Origin of the sequence: Pseudomonas alcaligenes (genome assembly GCF_014490745.1) — a bacterium.
GTDB lineage: Bacteria > Pseudomonadota > Gammaproteobacteria > Pseudomonadales > Pseudomonadaceae > Aquipseudomonas > Aquipseudomonas alcaligenes_C.
In genome coordinates, this window is sequence record NZ_LZEU01000001.1 from 665,264 (window position 1) to 681,587 (window position 16,324).

Annotated in this window: 12 protein-coding genes; all 12 read right to left on the minus strand. The window is 67.6% G+C overall.

Annotated elements, in window-relative coordinates; all coding sequences use genetic code 11:
* Window positions 1–28 precede the first annotated feature (28 nt).
* Complete coding sequence (gene etfB, locus A9179_RS02950; RefSeq protein WP_187804370.1) at window positions 29–802, minus strand: electron transfer flavoprotein subunit beta; 774 nt, start codon at window positions 800–802, stop codon at window positions 29–31.
* Between the two features lie 119 nt (window positions 803–921).
* Complete coding sequence (etfA, locus tag A9179_RS02955; RefSeq protein WP_187804371.1) at window positions 922–2,154, minus strand: electron transfer flavoprotein subunit alpha; 1,233 nt, start codon at window positions 2,152–2,154, stop codon at window positions 922–924.
* Window positions 2,155–2,302: 148 nt separating this feature from the next.
* Window positions 2,303–4,261, minus strand: a complete 1,959-nt coding sequence (gene dgcB / locus A9179_RS02960; RefSeq protein ID WP_187804372.1) for a dimethylglycine demethylation protein DgcB — start codon at window positions 4,259–4,261, stop codon at window positions 2,303–2,305.
* A 144-nt stretch (window positions 4,262–4,405) separates the two neighbouring features.
* Window positions 4,406–6,466 carry a dimethylglycine demethylation protein DgcA gene (dgcA, locus tag A9179_RS02965; protein ID WP_187804373.1) on the minus strand — a complete coding sequence of 687 codons (2,061 nt, stop codon included), beginning with the start codon at window positions 6,464–6,466 and terminating at the stop codon, window positions 4,406–4,408.
* A 15-nt stretch (window positions 6,467–6,481) separates the two neighbouring features.
* Window positions 6,482–7,012 (minus strand): 4-vinyl reductase, encoded by a 531-nt coding sequence (locus tag A9179_RS02970; protein WP_187804374.1) that lies wholly within the window; start codon window positions 7,010–7,012, stop codon window positions 6,482–6,484.
* Window positions 7,013–7,225: 213 nt separating this feature from the next.
* Window positions 7,226–8,203, minus strand: coding sequence for a dipeptidase (locus tag A9179_RS02975; RefSeq protein WP_187804375.1), 978 nt, complete (start codon window positions 8,201–8,203; stop codon window positions 7,226–7,228).
* A 359-nt stretch (window positions 8,204–8,562) separates the two neighbouring features.
* Entirely contained in the window at window positions 8,563–9,762 is a 1,200-nt protein-coding gene (fdhA, locus tag A9179_RS02980) for a formaldehyde dehydrogenase, glutathione-independent (RefSeq protein ID WP_187804376.1), read from the minus strand.
* Window positions 9,763–9,946: 184 nt separating this feature from the next.
* On the minus strand, window positions 9,947–10,804 hold the full coding sequence (gene purU, locus A9179_RS02985) for a formyltetrahydrofolate deformylase (RefSeq protein ID WP_187804377.1): 858 nt from the start codon (window positions 10,802–10,804) through the stop codon (window positions 9,947–9,949).
* A 129-nt stretch (window positions 10,805–10,933) separates the two neighbouring features.
* A complete protein-coding gene (locus tag A9179_RS02990; RefSeq protein ID WP_187804378.1) occupies window positions 10,934–11,563 on the minus strand; it encodes a sarcosine oxidase subunit gamma in 630 nt (209 codons plus the stop codon).
* A gap of 71 nt (window positions 11,564–11,634) precedes the next feature.
* Window positions 11,635–14,673: a sarcosine oxidase subunit alpha gene (locus A9179_RS02995; RefSeq protein ID WP_187804379.1), complete on the minus strand. Its 3,039-nt coding sequence runs from the start codon at window positions 14,671–14,673 to the stop codon at window positions 11,635–11,637.
* The gene (locus A9179_RS03000; protein WP_187804380.1) at window positions 14,670–14,996 is read right to left on the minus strand and encodes a sarcosine oxidase subunit delta; all 327 of its coding nucleotides are present in this window, start codon (window positions 14,994–14,996) and stop codon (window positions 14,670–14,672) included. Before A9179_RS03000 ends, A9179_RS02995 begins: the two co-directional genes overlap by 4 nt.
* An 11-nt stretch (window positions 14,997–15,007) precedes the next feature.
* Window positions 15,008–16,258 carry a sarcosine oxidase subunit beta gene (locus tag A9179_RS03005; protein ID WP_187804381.1) on the minus strand — a complete coding sequence of 417 codons (1,251 nt, stop codon included), beginning with the start codon at window positions 16,256–16,258 and terminating at the stop codon, window positions 15,008–15,010.
* Window positions 16,259–16,324: the final 66 nt, after the last annotated feature.

Below are 16,324 nucleotides of genomic sequence, written 5' to 3' on the forward strand. Positions count from 1 at the left end.
CGTAGAGCTCCTGTTGCGGGGCAGCGCGTCAGCGCAGCACACCCTCTTCCAGCAATAGTTTGAAAATAGCCTCGGCGCCGGCCTCTGGCGAGATGTCCTTGAGCACCTGACCGCCCCCGCCGCTGGCCTTGGCGGTAGCCGCCTTCATCCGCTCGGCGCCGGTCTTGGCCTTGATCACCTTGAGTCGCTTGGGGCGTGGCCGTGCCGGCTGCCATTGCGCCTCGGCCTGCAACGGATCGTCGACCACGGCTACCGTGTCGCTGTGCAGCTGGCCGCGGCGGGCCGGGCCGAAGGCGCTCTGGCGGGCCGCGGGGGCGGCGTTGTCGACGCTGGCGAGGAACGGCAGGCGCACCCGCAGGCGGCGTCGCTGGCCGCGCGGCAGGGCCTGCAGCACTTGGGCCACGCCATTCTCCACCTGTTCCACTTCGGCCAGGCCGACCACCACGGGCCAACCCAGGCGCTCGGCCAGCAGGAACGGCAGCATGCCCGATCCTTCGCCGGTTTCCGCCTGGCTGCCGGTGAGCACCAGCTGCACGTTGCTGCCGGCCAGGTAATCGGCCAGCGCCGGCAGGGCGTCGGCGCGGGGCGGCTGGGCGAGCACGGTGAGCGCGTCCAGGCCCATGCCCAGGTAGGCGCGCAGGGCTTCCTCCTGCGGGTCGCCGGCGTGCAGCAGCTGCAGGCGCGGGCCGACCAGGCGCAGGCCCAGCTCGACGGCGCGGGCATCCTGTTCGGCGCGGCGGGCGCGGCCCGAGGTGGGGTGGGCGCCCACCGAGACCAGGGTGATGATATTCAGCTCAGTCATGGCGCAGCCTCGAAGCATGAGTGGCGCAGGGCGTCACCCGCAGGAAGATGGTGCAGGGCAGGGGTGCCCTCACCCCGGCCCTCTCCCGGAGGGAGAGGGGGAATGCCCGCCGGCATCCTTCAGGCCGCATCGCGGGCAGCTCCCTGGCGATGGGCGGTGACCCGCTCGATCAGCGCGGCGAGGATCGCCGCGGAGTCGCCGATCACCGCCAGGTCGGCGCGTTTGATCATGTCGCAGCCGGGGTCGCGGTTGATCGCCACCACCTTGTCGCAGGCGCCAATGCCCTGCAGGTGCTGGATGGCTCCGGAAATCCCCACCGCCAGATAGACCCGTGCAGTGACCCAGGTACCGGTGGCGCCGACCTGGCGGCTGCGCGGCATATGGCCGTCGTCCACGGCGACGCGGGAAGCGCCCTCGGTGGCGCCGAGGGTGCTGGCGGCCTGGTGGAACTGCGCCCAATCCTGCACGCCGTTGCCGCCGGAGAGAATGAACTCGGCCTCGGCCATGGGAATGGCCGCCGGATCCACGGCCACCGGGCCGAGGTCTTCGAGACGCGGCAGGCAGTGGGCGATGGCGGCGTCGAGGTTGAGCGGACGCGCCTCGTGGCGGCTGTCGCCGACCGGCTCGGCGCACTCGGCGCTGGCCAGGATCAGCCGTGGCGCGCGTTGGATCAGGTCTTCGCGGCCGGCCCCGGCGCGGCCGCTGGCCTGGCCGTCGGCGACCTGCCAGACCCGCGTGGCCGGGCGTTCGCCGAGTTTGGCGGCGAGCCGGCGGCCGAGTTCGCCGCCGCCGTTGCGGCTGTCCGGCAGCAGCCAGTGGCGCGGGGCGAACTGGCTCTCCACGGCGCTCAGGGCCAGCACTCGGGCTTCCGGGGCATAGCCGGCGAATGCCGTGCCGTCGAGCTGCAGCAGGCGATCGACGCCGGCCGTGTCGAAGGCGTTTTCCTTGTGCTCGCCGAACACCACGGCGATGACCGCGCCATCGTGGCCGGCCAGCTGGCGGGCCAGGCCGAGCAGATCCTTGTCGTGGCTGCCGAGACGGCCGCCGACCATGTCCGGCACCACGGCGATATGGAACGCCGGCTGCTCGACGATATGCAGCGGCAGTTGCTCCACTTCGCTGGCACTGCTGCGTTTGCCGCCGGTGCCCTGCTGGGCGCCGCTGCGGTCGATGCGCTTGAGCCCGCTGGGGGCGATAAAGCCGGCCGCGGCGGCATGCGGGTTCTTGCGGATGATGCCGTTGGGGCCCATCCAGCTGACCTGGCCCTGTATCTGCAGGGCGGCATGCAACGGGTGCAGGCGGTTACGGGCGATCCATTCGGCACGCGGGTCGCGGCGGATGATGGTGCTCATACACGGAACTCCAGGGCTGCGCGGACAACCCCCTCTCCCATTGGGAGAGGGTTGGGGTGAGGGAGGGGAGAGGCAGTCAGGGTGCCTGAGGATGCCCTCATCCCCGGCCCTTCTCCCGGGGGGAGAAGGGAGGCAAGCCACTCATTCATCACGCCACCTCCACTGCGGCTTTAGCCGCCGACGGCTTTTTTGCTTCCACCGGTGCCTCCAGCAGTACCTCGGCTACCAGCTCGGCGATGTCCTTGATCTCGGGCCGCGGCGCCACCACCCCTTCCAGCATGGCGGTGCACTGCGGGCAACCGACGGCCACCAGTTCGGCGCCGGTCTCCTTGATGTCCACCATGCGCATGTCGGGGATACGCTGCTTGCCGGGGATATCGGTGATCGGCGCACCGCCGCCGCCGCCGCAGCAGCGCGAGCGGAAACCGGAACGGGCCATTTCCCGAACCTCGATGCCGATGGCCTTGAGCACCGTCCGTGGGGCTTCGTACTCGCCGTTGTAGCGGCCCAGGTAGCAAGGGTCGTGGTAGGTCACGCTGCTCGCTGCATGGCGGCCGAGGTGCAGCGCGCCGCCACGTACCAGCTCGTCGATAAAGCTGCTGTGGTGCAGCACCTGGTAGTGGCCGCCCAATTCGCCGTATTCGTTCTTCAGCACATGGAAGCTGTGCGGGTCGCAGCTGACGATCCGCTTGAAGCGGTACTGGGCCAGGGTGGCGATATTGCGCCGGGCCAGTTGCTGGAAGGTCGCCTCGTCGCCCAGGCGGCGGGCCACGTCACCGCTGTCGCGCTCTTCCAGGCCGAGTACGGCGAAGTCGACGTTGGCGGCCTTGAGCACTTTCACGAAGGCGCGCAGGGTGCGCTGGTTGCGCATGTCGAAGGCGCCGTCGCCGACCCAGAACAGCACGTCGACCTCGCGCTTGTCGCTGAGCAGCGGCAAGTCCAGATCCGCCGCCCAGTTCAGGCGGCCGCCGGGGGCGAAGCCGCCGGGGTTGTCGGTGGCGATCAGGTTGTCCAGCACCTCGGCGCCCTTGTTCGGCGTGGCGCCTTTCTCCAGGGTGAGATGGCGGCGCATGTCGACGATGGCGTCGACGTGCTCGATCATCATCGGGCACTCCTCGACACAGGCGCGGCAGGTGGTGCACGACCACAGGGTGTCGGCATCGACCAGGGCCTTGCCATCGAGATTGACGATCGGCAGGTGCGGGCCGCCGCTATGTTCGCCGATCGGCTTGCCAGGATAGGGCGAGCCGGCGAACTGGGCGTCGCTGCCGCCGGCCAGGCCGATCACCATGTCCTGGATCAGCTTCTTCGGGTTCAGCGGCTGGCCGGCGGCGAAGGCCGGGCAGGCCGCCTCGCACTTGCCGCACTGCACGCAGGCGTCGAAGCCGAGCAGCTGGTTCCAGGTGAAGTCGGTGGGTTTCTCCACCCCCAGCGGTGCCTGTGGATTGTCCAGGTCGAGGGCTTTCAGACCGGTCGAGCGACCGCCGCCAAAGCGCTCGCTACGGCGGTGCCAGGCCAGGTGCAGGGCACCGGCGAAGGCGTGCTTCATCGGCCCGCCCCAGGTCATGCCGAAGAACAGCTCGGACACACCCCAGGCCACGCCCACGGCCAGTACCACGGCGAGAATCCAGCCGCCGAAGTTCGCCGGCAGAACCCCGGCCACCGGCAGGGTGGCGATGAAGAAGCTCGCGGCGAACATCAGCAGGCTTTTCGGCAGGCGCATCCACGGACCCTTCGACAGGCGCGCCGGCGGATCGAGGCGGCGCTTGGCGACAAACAGGGCGCCGGCGAACATCAGCGCGCAGGCCGCCAGCAGGGCGTAGCCGAGGATCCGGTGGTGCAGGCCGAAGCCGTGCACGGCGATGGCCAACACGGCGGCCAGGACGAAGCCGCCAGCGGTGGCCACGTGGGTGTTGGCCATGTATTTGTCGCGGGCCACCACATGGTGCAGGTCGACCATGTAGCGGCGCGGCATCTGCAGCAGGCCACCGATCCAGGCGACCTGCGCGGGGCGGCCGCGGCGCCACATCAGGAAGCGCTTGCCGGCACCGAGCACGGCCAGGCCGAGGGCGGCGAACAGCAGGATGGGGAGCAGGGTGTTCAGCATTGTTGGTCTCCTACCGGGACCTGAAAGCGGCACGGATAGCTCCCTCTCCCGGCGGGAGAGGGCTGGGATGAGGGACGGCAAGCGGCGTTGCCCGAGCATCCCTCACCCCCGGCCCCTCTCCCGGAGGGAGAGGGGAGCCTCGCATCAGAAGTCCTTGCACAGGCGCAGCGCGTCGTAGATCGCCGCGTGGGTGTTGCGCTGGGCCACGCAGTCGCCGATGCGGAACAGCAGGTAGCCGTCGCCGGGCTGGCTCAGGCAGGGCTGCGGCTGAATGGCGAACAGCGCCTCGATGTCGATCTGGCCCTTGTTGCGCGAGCTGTCCTTCAGTGCGTAGTACAGGCTCTCGTCGGGGCGTACGCCGTTCTCCACCACGATCTGGTCGACCACCCGCTCTTCCTTGGCCCCGGTGTATTCGTTCTCCAGCACCGCCACCAGCTTGTCGCCCTCGCGGTAGACCTTCTCCAGCATCAGGTCGCCGGTCATGATCACTTCCTTGGGGTACAGGCTGCGGTAGTAGGTGGGGAAGGTGGTACCGCCCATGGCCACGCCCGGCTTGATGTCGTCGGTGACGATCTCCACCTGGGCGCCCTTGTCGGCGAGGAAGTCGGCCACCGACATGCCGGTGAACTCGCAGATGGTGTCGTACACCAGCACGTTCTTGCCCGGCGCGACCTTGCCGTCGAGCACGTCCCAGCTGCTCACCACCAGGCCTTCGGCCGCGCCCCAGTGTTCGTTCTGTTCGAGGAACGGGTGGCCGCCGTTGGCCAGCACGACGATGTCCGGACGCAGGTCGAGGATGGTGGCGACATCGGCGCCGGTGCCCAGGCGCAGGTCGACGTTCAGCCGCGCCAGCTCCAGCTGGAACCAGCGGGTGATGCCGGCGATCTGGTCGCGCTGCGGCGCCTTGGACGCGGTGGTGATCTGCCCGCCGAGCTGCTCCTTCTTCTCGAACAGGGTGACGTCGTGGCCGCGCTCGGCGGCGACCCGCGCCGCCTCCATGCCAGCCGGACCGCCACCGACTATCACCACCTTGCGCTTCACCCCGGTGCTCTTCTCGATGATATGCGGCACGCCCATGTACTCGCGGCTGGTGGCGGCGTTCTGGATGCACAGCACGTCGAGGCCCTGGTACTGGCGGTCGATGCAGTAGTTGGCGCCGACGCACTGCTTGATCTGGTCGACCTGGCCCATCTTGATCTTGGCGATCAGGTGCGGATCGGCGATGTGCGCGCGGGTCATGCCGACCATGTCCACGTAGCCGCCCTCGAGAATACGGGTGGCCTGGTTCGGATCCTTGATGTTCTGCGCGTGCAGCACCGGCACCTTGACCACTTCCTTGATCCCGGCGGCCAGGTGCAGGAACGGCTCCGGCGGGTAGCTCATGTTGGGGATGACGTTGGCCAGGGTGTTGTGGGTGTCACACCCAGACCCCACTACGCCGATGAAGTCGAGCATGCCGGTGGCGTCGTAGTAGGCGGCGATCTGCTTCATGTCCTCGTGGGACAGGCCGTCCGGGTGGAATTCGTCACCGCAGATGCGCATACCCACGCAGAAGTCCGGGCCGACCTCGGCGCGCACCGCCTTGAGCACTTCCAGGCCGAACTTCATGCGCCCCTCGAAGCTGCCGCCCCATTCGTCGGTGCGCTTGTTGACCCGTGGGCTCCAGAACTGGTCGATCATGTGCTGGTGCACGGCCGACAGCTCGACGCCGTCCAGGCCACCGGCCTTGGCGCGCCGGGCAGCCTGGGCGTAGTTGCCGATGACACGCCAGATTTCCTCGACCTCGATGGTCTTGCAGGTGGCGCGGTGCACCGGTTCGCGGATGCCCGACGGCGACATCAGGGTCGGCCAGTGCTCGCCATCCCAGCGCGAACGGCGACCCATGTGGGTAATCTGGATCATGATCTTGGCGCCGTGCTTGTGCATGGCGTCGGCCAGGTTCTGGAAGTGCGGGATGATCTTGTCGGTGGCCAGGTTGACCGACTTCCACCAGCCCTGCGGGCTGTCGATGGCCACCACCGAGGAACCACCGCAGATGGCCAGGCCGATGCCGCCCTTGGCCTTCTCCTCGTAGTACTTCACGTAGCGCTCGGTGGTCATGCCGCCATCGGTGGCGTAGACCTCGGCGTGGGCGGTGCTGAGCACGCGGTTGCGGATGGTCAGCTTGCCGATCTGCAGCGGCTGGAACATTGCCTCGAAAGCCATCTTGAGCACTCCGCCTTACAGGGGTTTGACGATGAACAGGCCGTCGTCGTGGCCTTCTTCCGAGGCCCCGTGTACCTGCTCGGCCACGGTGCGCAGGGCGCTGCCGCGAGCCTGGAGAATCTGATCCATGGCCCCGGCGAACCAGCCGGTGAACATGTAGTCGACCTTGCGCCCGCACTTGCCGTAGACGTAGACGAAGGCCGAATGGCGCAGGCGTACGCTGGCGGTGCCCTTGTCCAGGTCGATGGCCTCGATGTCGAACAGGCCCCAGCCGCGCTGGGACAGGCGCTTCATGTAGTGCTCGAAGACTTCCACGCCGACCAGGCCATGGCATTCGGCTTCCTTCTCGCACCAGTGCCAGGCGGACTTGTAGCCGGCCTTGTAGAGGATCTCGGCGTAGGCTTCGGCGCCGAGCACCTGCTCGATGCCGATATGGTTGTTGACGAAGAAATGCCGCGGCACATAGAGCATCGGCAGGGCGTCGGTGGTCCAGACGCCGGTTTCGTCGTCGACCTGGATGGGCATTTCGGGGGCGTGGGTGGCCATGTGTTCGGTACTCCAGAATTCGTGTGTTACATGGGGCCTGGCTGGGCCGGGCCGGATGAAAAAGGTTGGCGTGAATGGCGCTGGAGCCGTAGCGAGCGCACCGAGAGCAAGGAGACCCGCAGCGACAAGCGAGAGCAGTACGACGGTACGGCGAGCTTGGCGCGAGGACGCGACGCGGCTATCGGTGTGCGCAGTAGGCTCCGGCGGTATTCATCATTCGCCCCAGACGTCTGCCAGCACACGCACCCAGTTCTCGCCCATGACCTTGCGCACCACGCGCTCGGGCATGCCGCGCTTGAGCAGGGTCTCGGTGAGGTTGGGGAATTCGCCGACGGTGCGGATGCCCAGCGGGTTGACGATCTTGCCGAAGCTGGTCAGGCGGCGGGCGTAACCCTTGTCATGGGTCAGCCACTCGAAGAAGTCCTGGCCGTGGCCCTGGGTGAAGTCGGTGCCGATGCCGATGGCGTCCTCGCCGACCAGGTTCATCACGTACTCGATGGCTTCGGCGTAGTCGTCGATGGTCGAGTCGATGCCCTTGGCCAGGAAGGGCGCGAACATGGTCACACCGACGAAGCCGCCGTGGTCGGCGATGAACTTCAGCTCGGCGTCGGACTTGTTGCGCGGGTGTTCTTTCAGGCCGGAAGGCAGGCAGTGCGAGTAGCACACCGGCTTTTTCGATTCGAGGATGACCTCTTCCGAGGTCTTGGAGCCGACGTGGGACAGGTCGCACATGATGCCGACCCGGTTCATCTCGGCGACTATCTCGCGACCGAAGCCGGACAGGCCGCCGTCACGCTCGTAGCAGCCGGTGCCGACCAGGTTCTGGGTGTTGTAGCACATCTGCACGATGCCCACGCCGAGCTGCTTGAACACCTCGACGTAGCCGATCTGGTCCTCGAACGCGTGGGCGTTCTGGAAGCCGAAGAGGATGCCGGTCTTGCCCTGCTCCTTGGCCTTGCGGATATCGGCGGTACTGCGCACCGGGATGACCAGGTCGCTGTTGTCGCGGATCAGCTGGTTGCTGGCGGCGATGTTGTTCACCGTGGCCTGGAAGCCTTCCCACACCGACACGGTGCAGTTGGCTGCGGTCAGGCCGCCCTTGCGCATGTCCTCGAACAGTTCGCGGTTCCACTTGGCGATGATCAGACCGTCGATGACGATGCTGTCGGCGTGCAATTCGGCTGGGCTCATCAGGCTGTCCCTTGGGTCGGTGGCGCTGCGGCGGACGGCGGCGCTTTGGGGGCAGCTTATCCCCGGGGGGGATGTCGTCCGGGTGTAAAAACGACCGGGGTATTGCTCAGAGCGTCAAGTGTCCGGGCCGGGCTGCGTGTTGCCTTGCTGGAGCCTGCGCGGGAATGACCAAGTGTGGATGGGCCATAGCGTTACTTACCTACTCCGTCATTCCCGCGCAGGCGGGAATCCAGGGGCGGGGCAGCAGGCCTGCTGCGAGAAAACTGCAGGCAAAAAAAGAGGAGCCATGGGCTCCTCGGAAAGGGCGTCGACCGCTAACTGACGCCGGCCGTGTTCGCACGCACCGTGCGAAGCTCAGATCAGGCGGCGCTGAACAGCTTGTGCGGGTCGATGACGAATTTTTTCGGCACTCCGGCATCGAACTCGCCGTAGCCCTTGGGCGCGTCGTCCAGGCCGATCACCTGCACGCCGACCACTTCGGCAATGTTGATGCGATCCCACATGATCGCCTGCATCAGCTGGCGGTTGTATTTCATCACCGGGGTCTGCCCGGTGTGGAAGCTGTGCGACTTGGCCCAGCCGAGGCCGAAGCGGATGCTCAGGCTGCCCAGCTTGGCTGCGGCATCCACCGCGCCCGGGTCTTCGGTGACGTAGAGGCCGGGGATGCCGATCTTGCCGGCCACCCGCACCACCCCCATCAGCGAGTTGAGCACGGTGGCCGGGGCCTCGTGCTGGGCGCCGGCATGGCCGTGGCCGCGGGCCTCGAAGCCCACCGCATCGACCGCGCAATCAACTTCCGGCTCACCCAGCAGGTTGGCGATCTGCTCGTGCAGCGGGGTGTCCTGGGACAGGTCGGCGATCTCGAAACCCTGGGCCTTGGCGTGGGCCAGGCGTACCGGGTTGACGTCGCCGACTATCACCACCGCGGCGCCCAGAAGGCGCGCCGAGGCTGCCGCGGCCAGGCCCACCGGGCCGGCGCCGGCGACATACACGGTGCTGCCCGGGCCGACCCCGGCGGTGACTGCGCCGTGGTAGCCGGTGGGCAGGATGTCGGACAGGCAGGTCAGGTCGCGTATCTTCTCCATGGCCTTGTCGCGATCCGGCAGCTTGAGCAGGTTGAAGTCGGCGTAGGGCACCAGCACGTACTCGGCCTGGCCGCCAGTCCAGTCGCCCATGTCGACGTAGCCGTAGGCGCCGCCGGCGCGCGCCGGGTTGACCGTGAGGCACACCCCGGTGTGCATTTCCTTGCAGCTGCGGCAGCGCCCACAGGCGACGTTGAACGGCACCGAGACCAGGTCGCCGATCTTCAGGTTTTCCACGTCGCTGCCTTTCTCGATCACCTCGCCGGTGATCTCGTGGCCCAGCACCAGGCCGACCTGCGCGGTGGTGCGGCCGCGCACCATGTGCTGGTCGGAGCCGCAGATATTGGTGGAGACCACGCGCAGGATGACCCCGTGCTCGATCTTGCGGCCGCGCGGATCCTGCATCTTCGGATAGGTGATGTTCTGCACTTCGACCTTGCCGGCGCCCAGATAGACGACGCCACGATTACCAGACATAGGGTGTTCTCCTTTGTTGTTGTGGATACAAGGCGCGACCGGCGGCCGCGCGACCTTGTCCTGGAGCTGTTATCTGTGGCCGGAGGCCGCCGGTTCAGGGGCAGGGCGGAATCCGGGTAAAACTTCCCCGCACCGCGGCCAAATGGCCGCAGCGGGCGGGCAATCTGTTGGGCTCAGCGCGTGCTCAGAGCACCACGGTACGGCTGGCGTGGAGGAACACGCGGCGTTCCAGGTAGTAGCCGACGGCCTTGGCCAGGGTCAGGCATTCGATGTCGCGGCCCTTGGCAATCAGGTCTTCGGGGTAGTGGGCGTGATCCACCGGTTCCACGCCCTGGGCAATGATCGGGCCCTCGTCGAGGTGGTTGTTGATGAAGTGGGCGGTGGCGCCGACCAGCTTGACGCCCTTCTGGTAGGCCTGGTGGTACGGCTTGGCGCCCTTGAAACCGGGCAGCAGCGAGTGGTGGATATTGATCGCGCGGCCGTCCAGGCGCTGGCACAGCTCGGGCGACAGCACCTGCATATAGCGGGCGAGGATCACCAGTTCGGCGCCGCTGTCCTCGACTATCTGCAGCACCTGGCGCTCCTGCGCGGCCTTGTCCAGCGGGTCGAGCGGCAGGTGGTGGTAGGGAATGCCGTGCCAGCGCGCCAGCGGTTCCAGATCCGGGTGGTTGGACACCACCGCGGTGATGTCCATCGGCAACTGGCCGATGCGCTGGCGGTAGAGCAGGTCGTTGAGGCAGTGATCGGCCTTGGACACCATGATCACCACCTTGGCCCGGTACCCCGGCGGGGTCAGCTCGGTGTGCATGTCGAAGGGCGCCACCCGCTCGGCCAGGCCGGCGCGGAAGCTGGCTTCGCTGAAGCCTGAGGGGGCGCGGAACTCGATGCGGATGAAGAAGCGCGCGGCCAGGCGGTCATCGAAGCTGTGATGCTCGGTGACATAGCAGCCCTGCTCGAACAGGAAGCGCGTGACCACGTCCACCGTGCCGAGAATGCTCGGGCTGTGGGCGGTGAGAATCCAGGTGTCGGGTGTGCGGCTCATAACAGACTCCGATGATGTTCACCCCTCTCCCAAGGGGAGAGGGGGGCGGGGATGCTGGCTCAACGCGGTTCGCTCTTTCCCTCACCCCAGCCCTCTCCCGGAGGGAGAGGGAGCTGTATGCGAGAGCCTTCAGGCCTCGATGGCCAGGCCGTATTCGGCGCCAGCGTCCTGCAGCCACAGCCAGATGTAGTCGGCGAAGCTGCGGCGCACTACCAGTTCCCAGGTCTCTTCGGCCGTATGGCGAATCACCAGCTGGCTCTTGGCGAAGTGGGTGCCGACCGCCTTGCCCACCGGGAAGCTGTCCGGATGCACGTCGTAGGAGGTGGACTTCATCAGCAGCTCGCGCACCTTGGGCCCGCTCAGTTCGACCAGGGTCTGCCCGCCGCTGACATTGATCACCGCGCAGTGCAGCTCGCCGAAGGCGGTGCGCAGGCGCTGCTCGGTGGCGAATTCCTCGCCGCGCGGCACCACCAGCAGCCACTCGTCCGGGCTCAGCCACTGCAGCGAGCAGTCGCCCTTGGCGGTCAGGGTCAGGGCGGTGGGCAGCTCCAGGCCGAGGGCCTGGTGCACGCCGCCGGCGAAGGCCGGATCCTTGCCGTCGCCGCGCAGGATCAGGTGGCCGAGCAGGGCCTTCTCGCGCAGGCGGATACCGGCATTGCCCTGGCCCTTGCCGGCCAGTTGTTCGAGGCCGGCGTGGAACAGCGGCGACTCGCCGCGGGCAGTGGCCGGGCGCTGGTTGTAGACGTTGATTGCACTCATGTTCTGGTTGTCCTGTGTGGATCAAAGCCGATGCCGCAGAGCGGGGGCGACGGCCCCCGGGCGGGCCTGCCTCATACGTTCTGGCGTTCGCCTTTGGGGTCGTAGAACACCGAGCTGACGATTTCCGCCTCGATCAGGCTACCGTCGGCCAGCGGCGCGAACACCCGTTCGCCCATGCGCTTGAGGCCGCCCTTGACCACCGCCATGGCGAAGCTGTGGCCCATGGCTGCGCTCATGTAGCTGGAGGTGACGTGGCCGACCATCTTCATCGGGATGCTTTGCTTGGGCTCGAACACCAGCTGGGCGCCTTCCGGCAGCACCTTGAGCGGGTCGATCGGCTTGAGCCCGACCAGCTGCTTGCGATCCTCGCGTAGGCAGTCCTCGCGGTTCATGCCGCGCCAGCCAATCCAGGAGAACGGCTTGGTACGGCCGACACACCAGCCCATGTTGAGGTCGTCCGGGGTCACCGAGGCATCGGTGTCCTGGCCGACGATGATGAAACCCTTCTCGGCGCGCAGCACGTGCATGGTCTCGGTGCCGTACGGGGTCAGGCCGTACTTCTGGCCGGCGGCGATCAGCTGTTCCCAGACGCCCAGGGCGTAGTCGGCCTGCACGTTGACTTCATAGCTCAGCTCGCCGGTGAAGGAGATGCGGAACACCCGCGCCGGCACGCCGCCGACCAGGCCTTCCTTCCAGGTCATGAAGGGGAAGCCGTCCTTGTCCAGGTCGATGTCGGTGACTTCGGCCAGCAGCTTGCGGCTGTTGGGGCCGGACAGGGTCATGGTGGCCCAGTGGTCGGTGACCGAGGTGAAGTACACCTTCATGTCCGGCCATTCGGTCTGGTGGTACAGCTCCAGCCACTGCAGCACGCGGGCGGCGCCGCCGGTGGTGGTGGTCATCAGGAAGTGGTTGTCGGCCAGGCAGGCGGTCACGCCGTCGTCGAAGACCATGCCGTCTTCCTTGCACATCAGGCCGTAGCGCGCCTTGCCTACGTCGAGCTTGGTCCAGGCGTTGCTGTACACGCGGTTGAGGAACTCGCGGGCGTCGGGGCCCTGGATGTCGATCTTGCCCAGGGTCGAGGCATCGAGGATGCCGACGCTGTTGCGCACTGCCAGGCACTCGCGAGCCACAGCGGCGTGCAGGTCTTCTCCGGGTTTGGGGAAGTACCAGGGGCGTTTCCACTGGCCGACGTCCTCGAACTCGGCACCCTGGGCCACGTGCCAGCTGTGCAGGGCGGTGTAGCGCTTGGCGTCGAACAGCGCGCCGCAGTGGCGGCCGGCGATGGCGCCGAAGGTCACCGGGGTGTAGTTGGGGCGGAACATGGTGGTGCCCATCTCGGCGATGCCGATGCCCAGCGAGCGGGCGGCGATGGCCAGGCCGTTGATGTTGCCCAGCTTGCCCTGGTCGGTACCGAAGCCCAGCGCGGTGTAGCGCTTGACGTGCTCGACCGACTCGAAGCCCTCGCGGGTGGCCAGCTCGATGCCGGCGGCGGTGACGTCGTTCTGCAGGTCGACGAACTGCTTGGGCGCACGCGCCGTGGGCTTGTCGTGGGGCACCTGGAACAGCGCCAGGGTGGCTTCCTCGACGCGTTTCTCGGTGCGCGGCACGTCGCCGGCCTGGGCCTTGAAGCCGACTTCGCCGGCGGCCTTGGCGCCGGCGGCGAAACCGTCGGCGATCACCTCGGCGAGCTTGAACACGCCATTCACCGCACCAGCGTCGATGCGTTTCTGCAGGCCGTTGCCGGCACCGGGGACGAAGGCCAGCAGCTCTTCACGCCATTCCGGCTTGCCGCCCAGGTGCGAGGCCAGGTGCACCACCGGGCTGTAGCCGCCGGAGCTGGCGACCAGGTCGCACTCCAGCCACTCGCCGGGGCTGCTGACGCGCAGGGCCTGCGGGTCGATGGCGGCGATGCGCGCGGCCTGCACGCGCTTGCTGCCGCGCACGTCGATCACCGCGCTGCCGGTGAGGATGCGCACGCCGCGTGCGCGCACATCTTCCACCCAGCTGCCGCGCGGGTTGTGGCGGGCATCGGCGATGGCCACCACCTTGAGGCCGGCGTCCAGCCAGTCGAGGGCCACGCGGTAGGCGTAATCGTTGTTGGTCGACAGCACCAGCTGCTTGCCCGGGGCCACGCCGTAGCGACGCACGTAGGTGGACACGGCGCCGGCCAGCATATTGCCCGGCACGTCGTTGTTGGCGTACACCAGCGGCCGCTCGTGGGCGCCGGCGGCCAGCACCACGCGCCCGGCGCGTACCCGGTGCATGCGCTGGCGGGCCTGCTGACGGGCGAAGGCGCCGAGCGGGGCGCGCTCGCCGAGGTGGTCGGCGAGGCGCTGGTGAATGGTCAGGAAGTTGTGGTCGTGGTAGCCGTTGACCGTGGCCCGTGGCAGCAGGGTCACGCCCGGCAGGCCCTGCAGCTCGGCGATGGCCTTGGCCACCCACTCGGTGGCCGGTTTGCCGTCGAGGGTCTCGCGGGTGTCGAGCAGGCTGCCGCCGAACTCTTCCTGCTCGTCGGCGAGGATCACCCGTGCACCGCTACGGGCGGCGGCCAGGGCGGCGGCCAGGCCGGCCGGGCCGGCGCCGATCACCAGCACGTCGCAGTGCTGGTTGATGTGGTCGTAGATGTCCGGGTCGTTCTCGGTCGGCGCGCGGCCGAGGCCGGCGGCCTTGCGGATGTACTTCTCGTAGGTCATCCACAGCGAGGAGGGGTACATGAAGGTCTTGTAGTAGAAGCCCGGCGGCATCATCTTGCCGCCGACCTTGCCGAGGATGCCCATCAGGTCGGTGTTGACGCTCGGCCAGCCGTTGCAGCTGTTGGCCACCAGGCCGGCGTACAGGGCCTGCTGGGTGGCGCGCACGTTGGGGATCTGGGTGGCTTCGCTGGCGCCGATCTGCAGCACCGCGTTGGGCTCCTCGGCACCGGCGGCGACTATGCCGCGCGGGCGCGAGTACTTGAAGCTGCGGCCGATGATGTCCACGCCGTTGGCCAGCAGGGCAGCGGCCAGGCTGTCGCCGGCATAGCCCTGGTAGCTCTGGCCGTTGAAGGTGAAGGTGAGCGGCTGGTTGCGATCGATGCGGCCGCCACGGGACAGACGGTTGACCTGGCTCATGCAGTGACTCCTTGAACGGCGGACTTCTTCTCGTTGCCGGTGGCCGCGGTGATGCTCGGCCGCTCGCCGATCTTGTAGGTCTCGAGAATCTCGTAGCTGAGGGTGTGGCGGGTGGCGTTGAAGTACTTGCGGCAGCCGGCCGCGTGCAGCCACAGCTCGTGGTGGATGCCGCGCGGGTTGTCGCGGAAGAACAGGTAGTCGCCCCATTCCTCGTCCGTGCAGGCATTCGGGTCGAGCGGCCGCGGAATGTGCGCCTGGCCGGCGGCGTTGAATTCCTCTTCGGAGCGCAGTTCGCCACAGTGGGGGCAGAAGATGTGCAGCATGGCGGGTCTCCTTAGTGAGCCACGGCAGCGGCGCCGTGCTCGTCGATCAGTGCGCCGGTATGGAAACGTTCGATGGCGAAGGGCTTGGCCAGCGGGTGCATCTCGCCCTTGGCCAGGCTGGCGGCGAACACGTGACCGGAGCCGGGAGTGGCCTTGAAGCCGCCGGTGCCCCAGCCGCAGTTGAAGAACAGGTTGGGCACCGGGGTCTTGGAGATGATCGGGCAGGCGTCCGGGCTGGTGTCGACGATGCCGCCCCACTGGCGGTTCATGCGCACCCGCGAGAGCACCGGGAACATCTCGACTATGGCCTGCAGGGTGTGTTCGATGGTCGGGTAGGAGCCGCGCTGGCCGTAGCCGTTGTAGCCGTCGATGCCGGCGCCGATGACCAGGTCGCCCTTGTCCGACTGGCTGATGTAGCCGTGCACGGCGTTGGACATGATGACGCTGTCGATGATCGGCTTGATCGGCTCGGAGACCAGCGCCTGCAGCGGGTGCGACTCGATCGGCAGGCGGAAGCCGGCGAGCTTGGCCATATGCCCGGAGTTGCCGGCGGTGACCACGCCGACGCGCTTGGCACCGATAAAGCCCTTGGTGGTTTCCACGCCGATGACTACCCCGTCCTGCTTGCGGAAGCCGATCACCTCGGTGTTCTGCAGCAGGTCGACGCCCAGGGCGTCGGCACCGCGCGCATAGCCCCAGGCCACCGCGTCGTGGCGGGCCACGCCGCCGCGGCGCTGCACGGTGGCGCCCATGATCGGGTAGCGGGTGTGCTTGCTGCAGTCGAGGTAGGGAATCTCGGTCTCGACCTGGCGGGTGTCGAGCAGCTCGCCGTCGATGCCGTTGAGGCGGTTGGCGCTGACCCGGCGTTCGGCGTCGCGCATGTCCTGCAGGGTATGGCAGAGGTTGTAGACCCCGCGCGGCGAGTACATGACGTTGTAGTTGAGATCCTGGGACAGGCCTTCCCACAGTTTCATGGCGTGCTCGTAGAGCTGCGCCGATTCGTCCCACAGGTAGTTGGAGCGCACGATGGTGGTGTTGCGCGCGGTGTTGCCGCCGCCCAGCCAGCCCTTCTCGACCACGGCCACGTTGGTCACGCCGAACTCCTTGGCCAGGTAGTAGGCGGTGGCCAGGCCGTGGCCGCCACCGCCGACGATGATCACGTCGTACAGCGGCTTGGGCGTCGGCGTGCGCCACATGCGCTGCCAGTTCTCGTGGTGGCTGAGGGAGTGCTTGAACAGGCCGAAGCCGGAATAACGTTGCATGCGAATGCTCCTGGTCTTTTCACCCTCTCCCCTTGGGAGAGGGCTGGGGTGAGGGGCTTGTGTTCC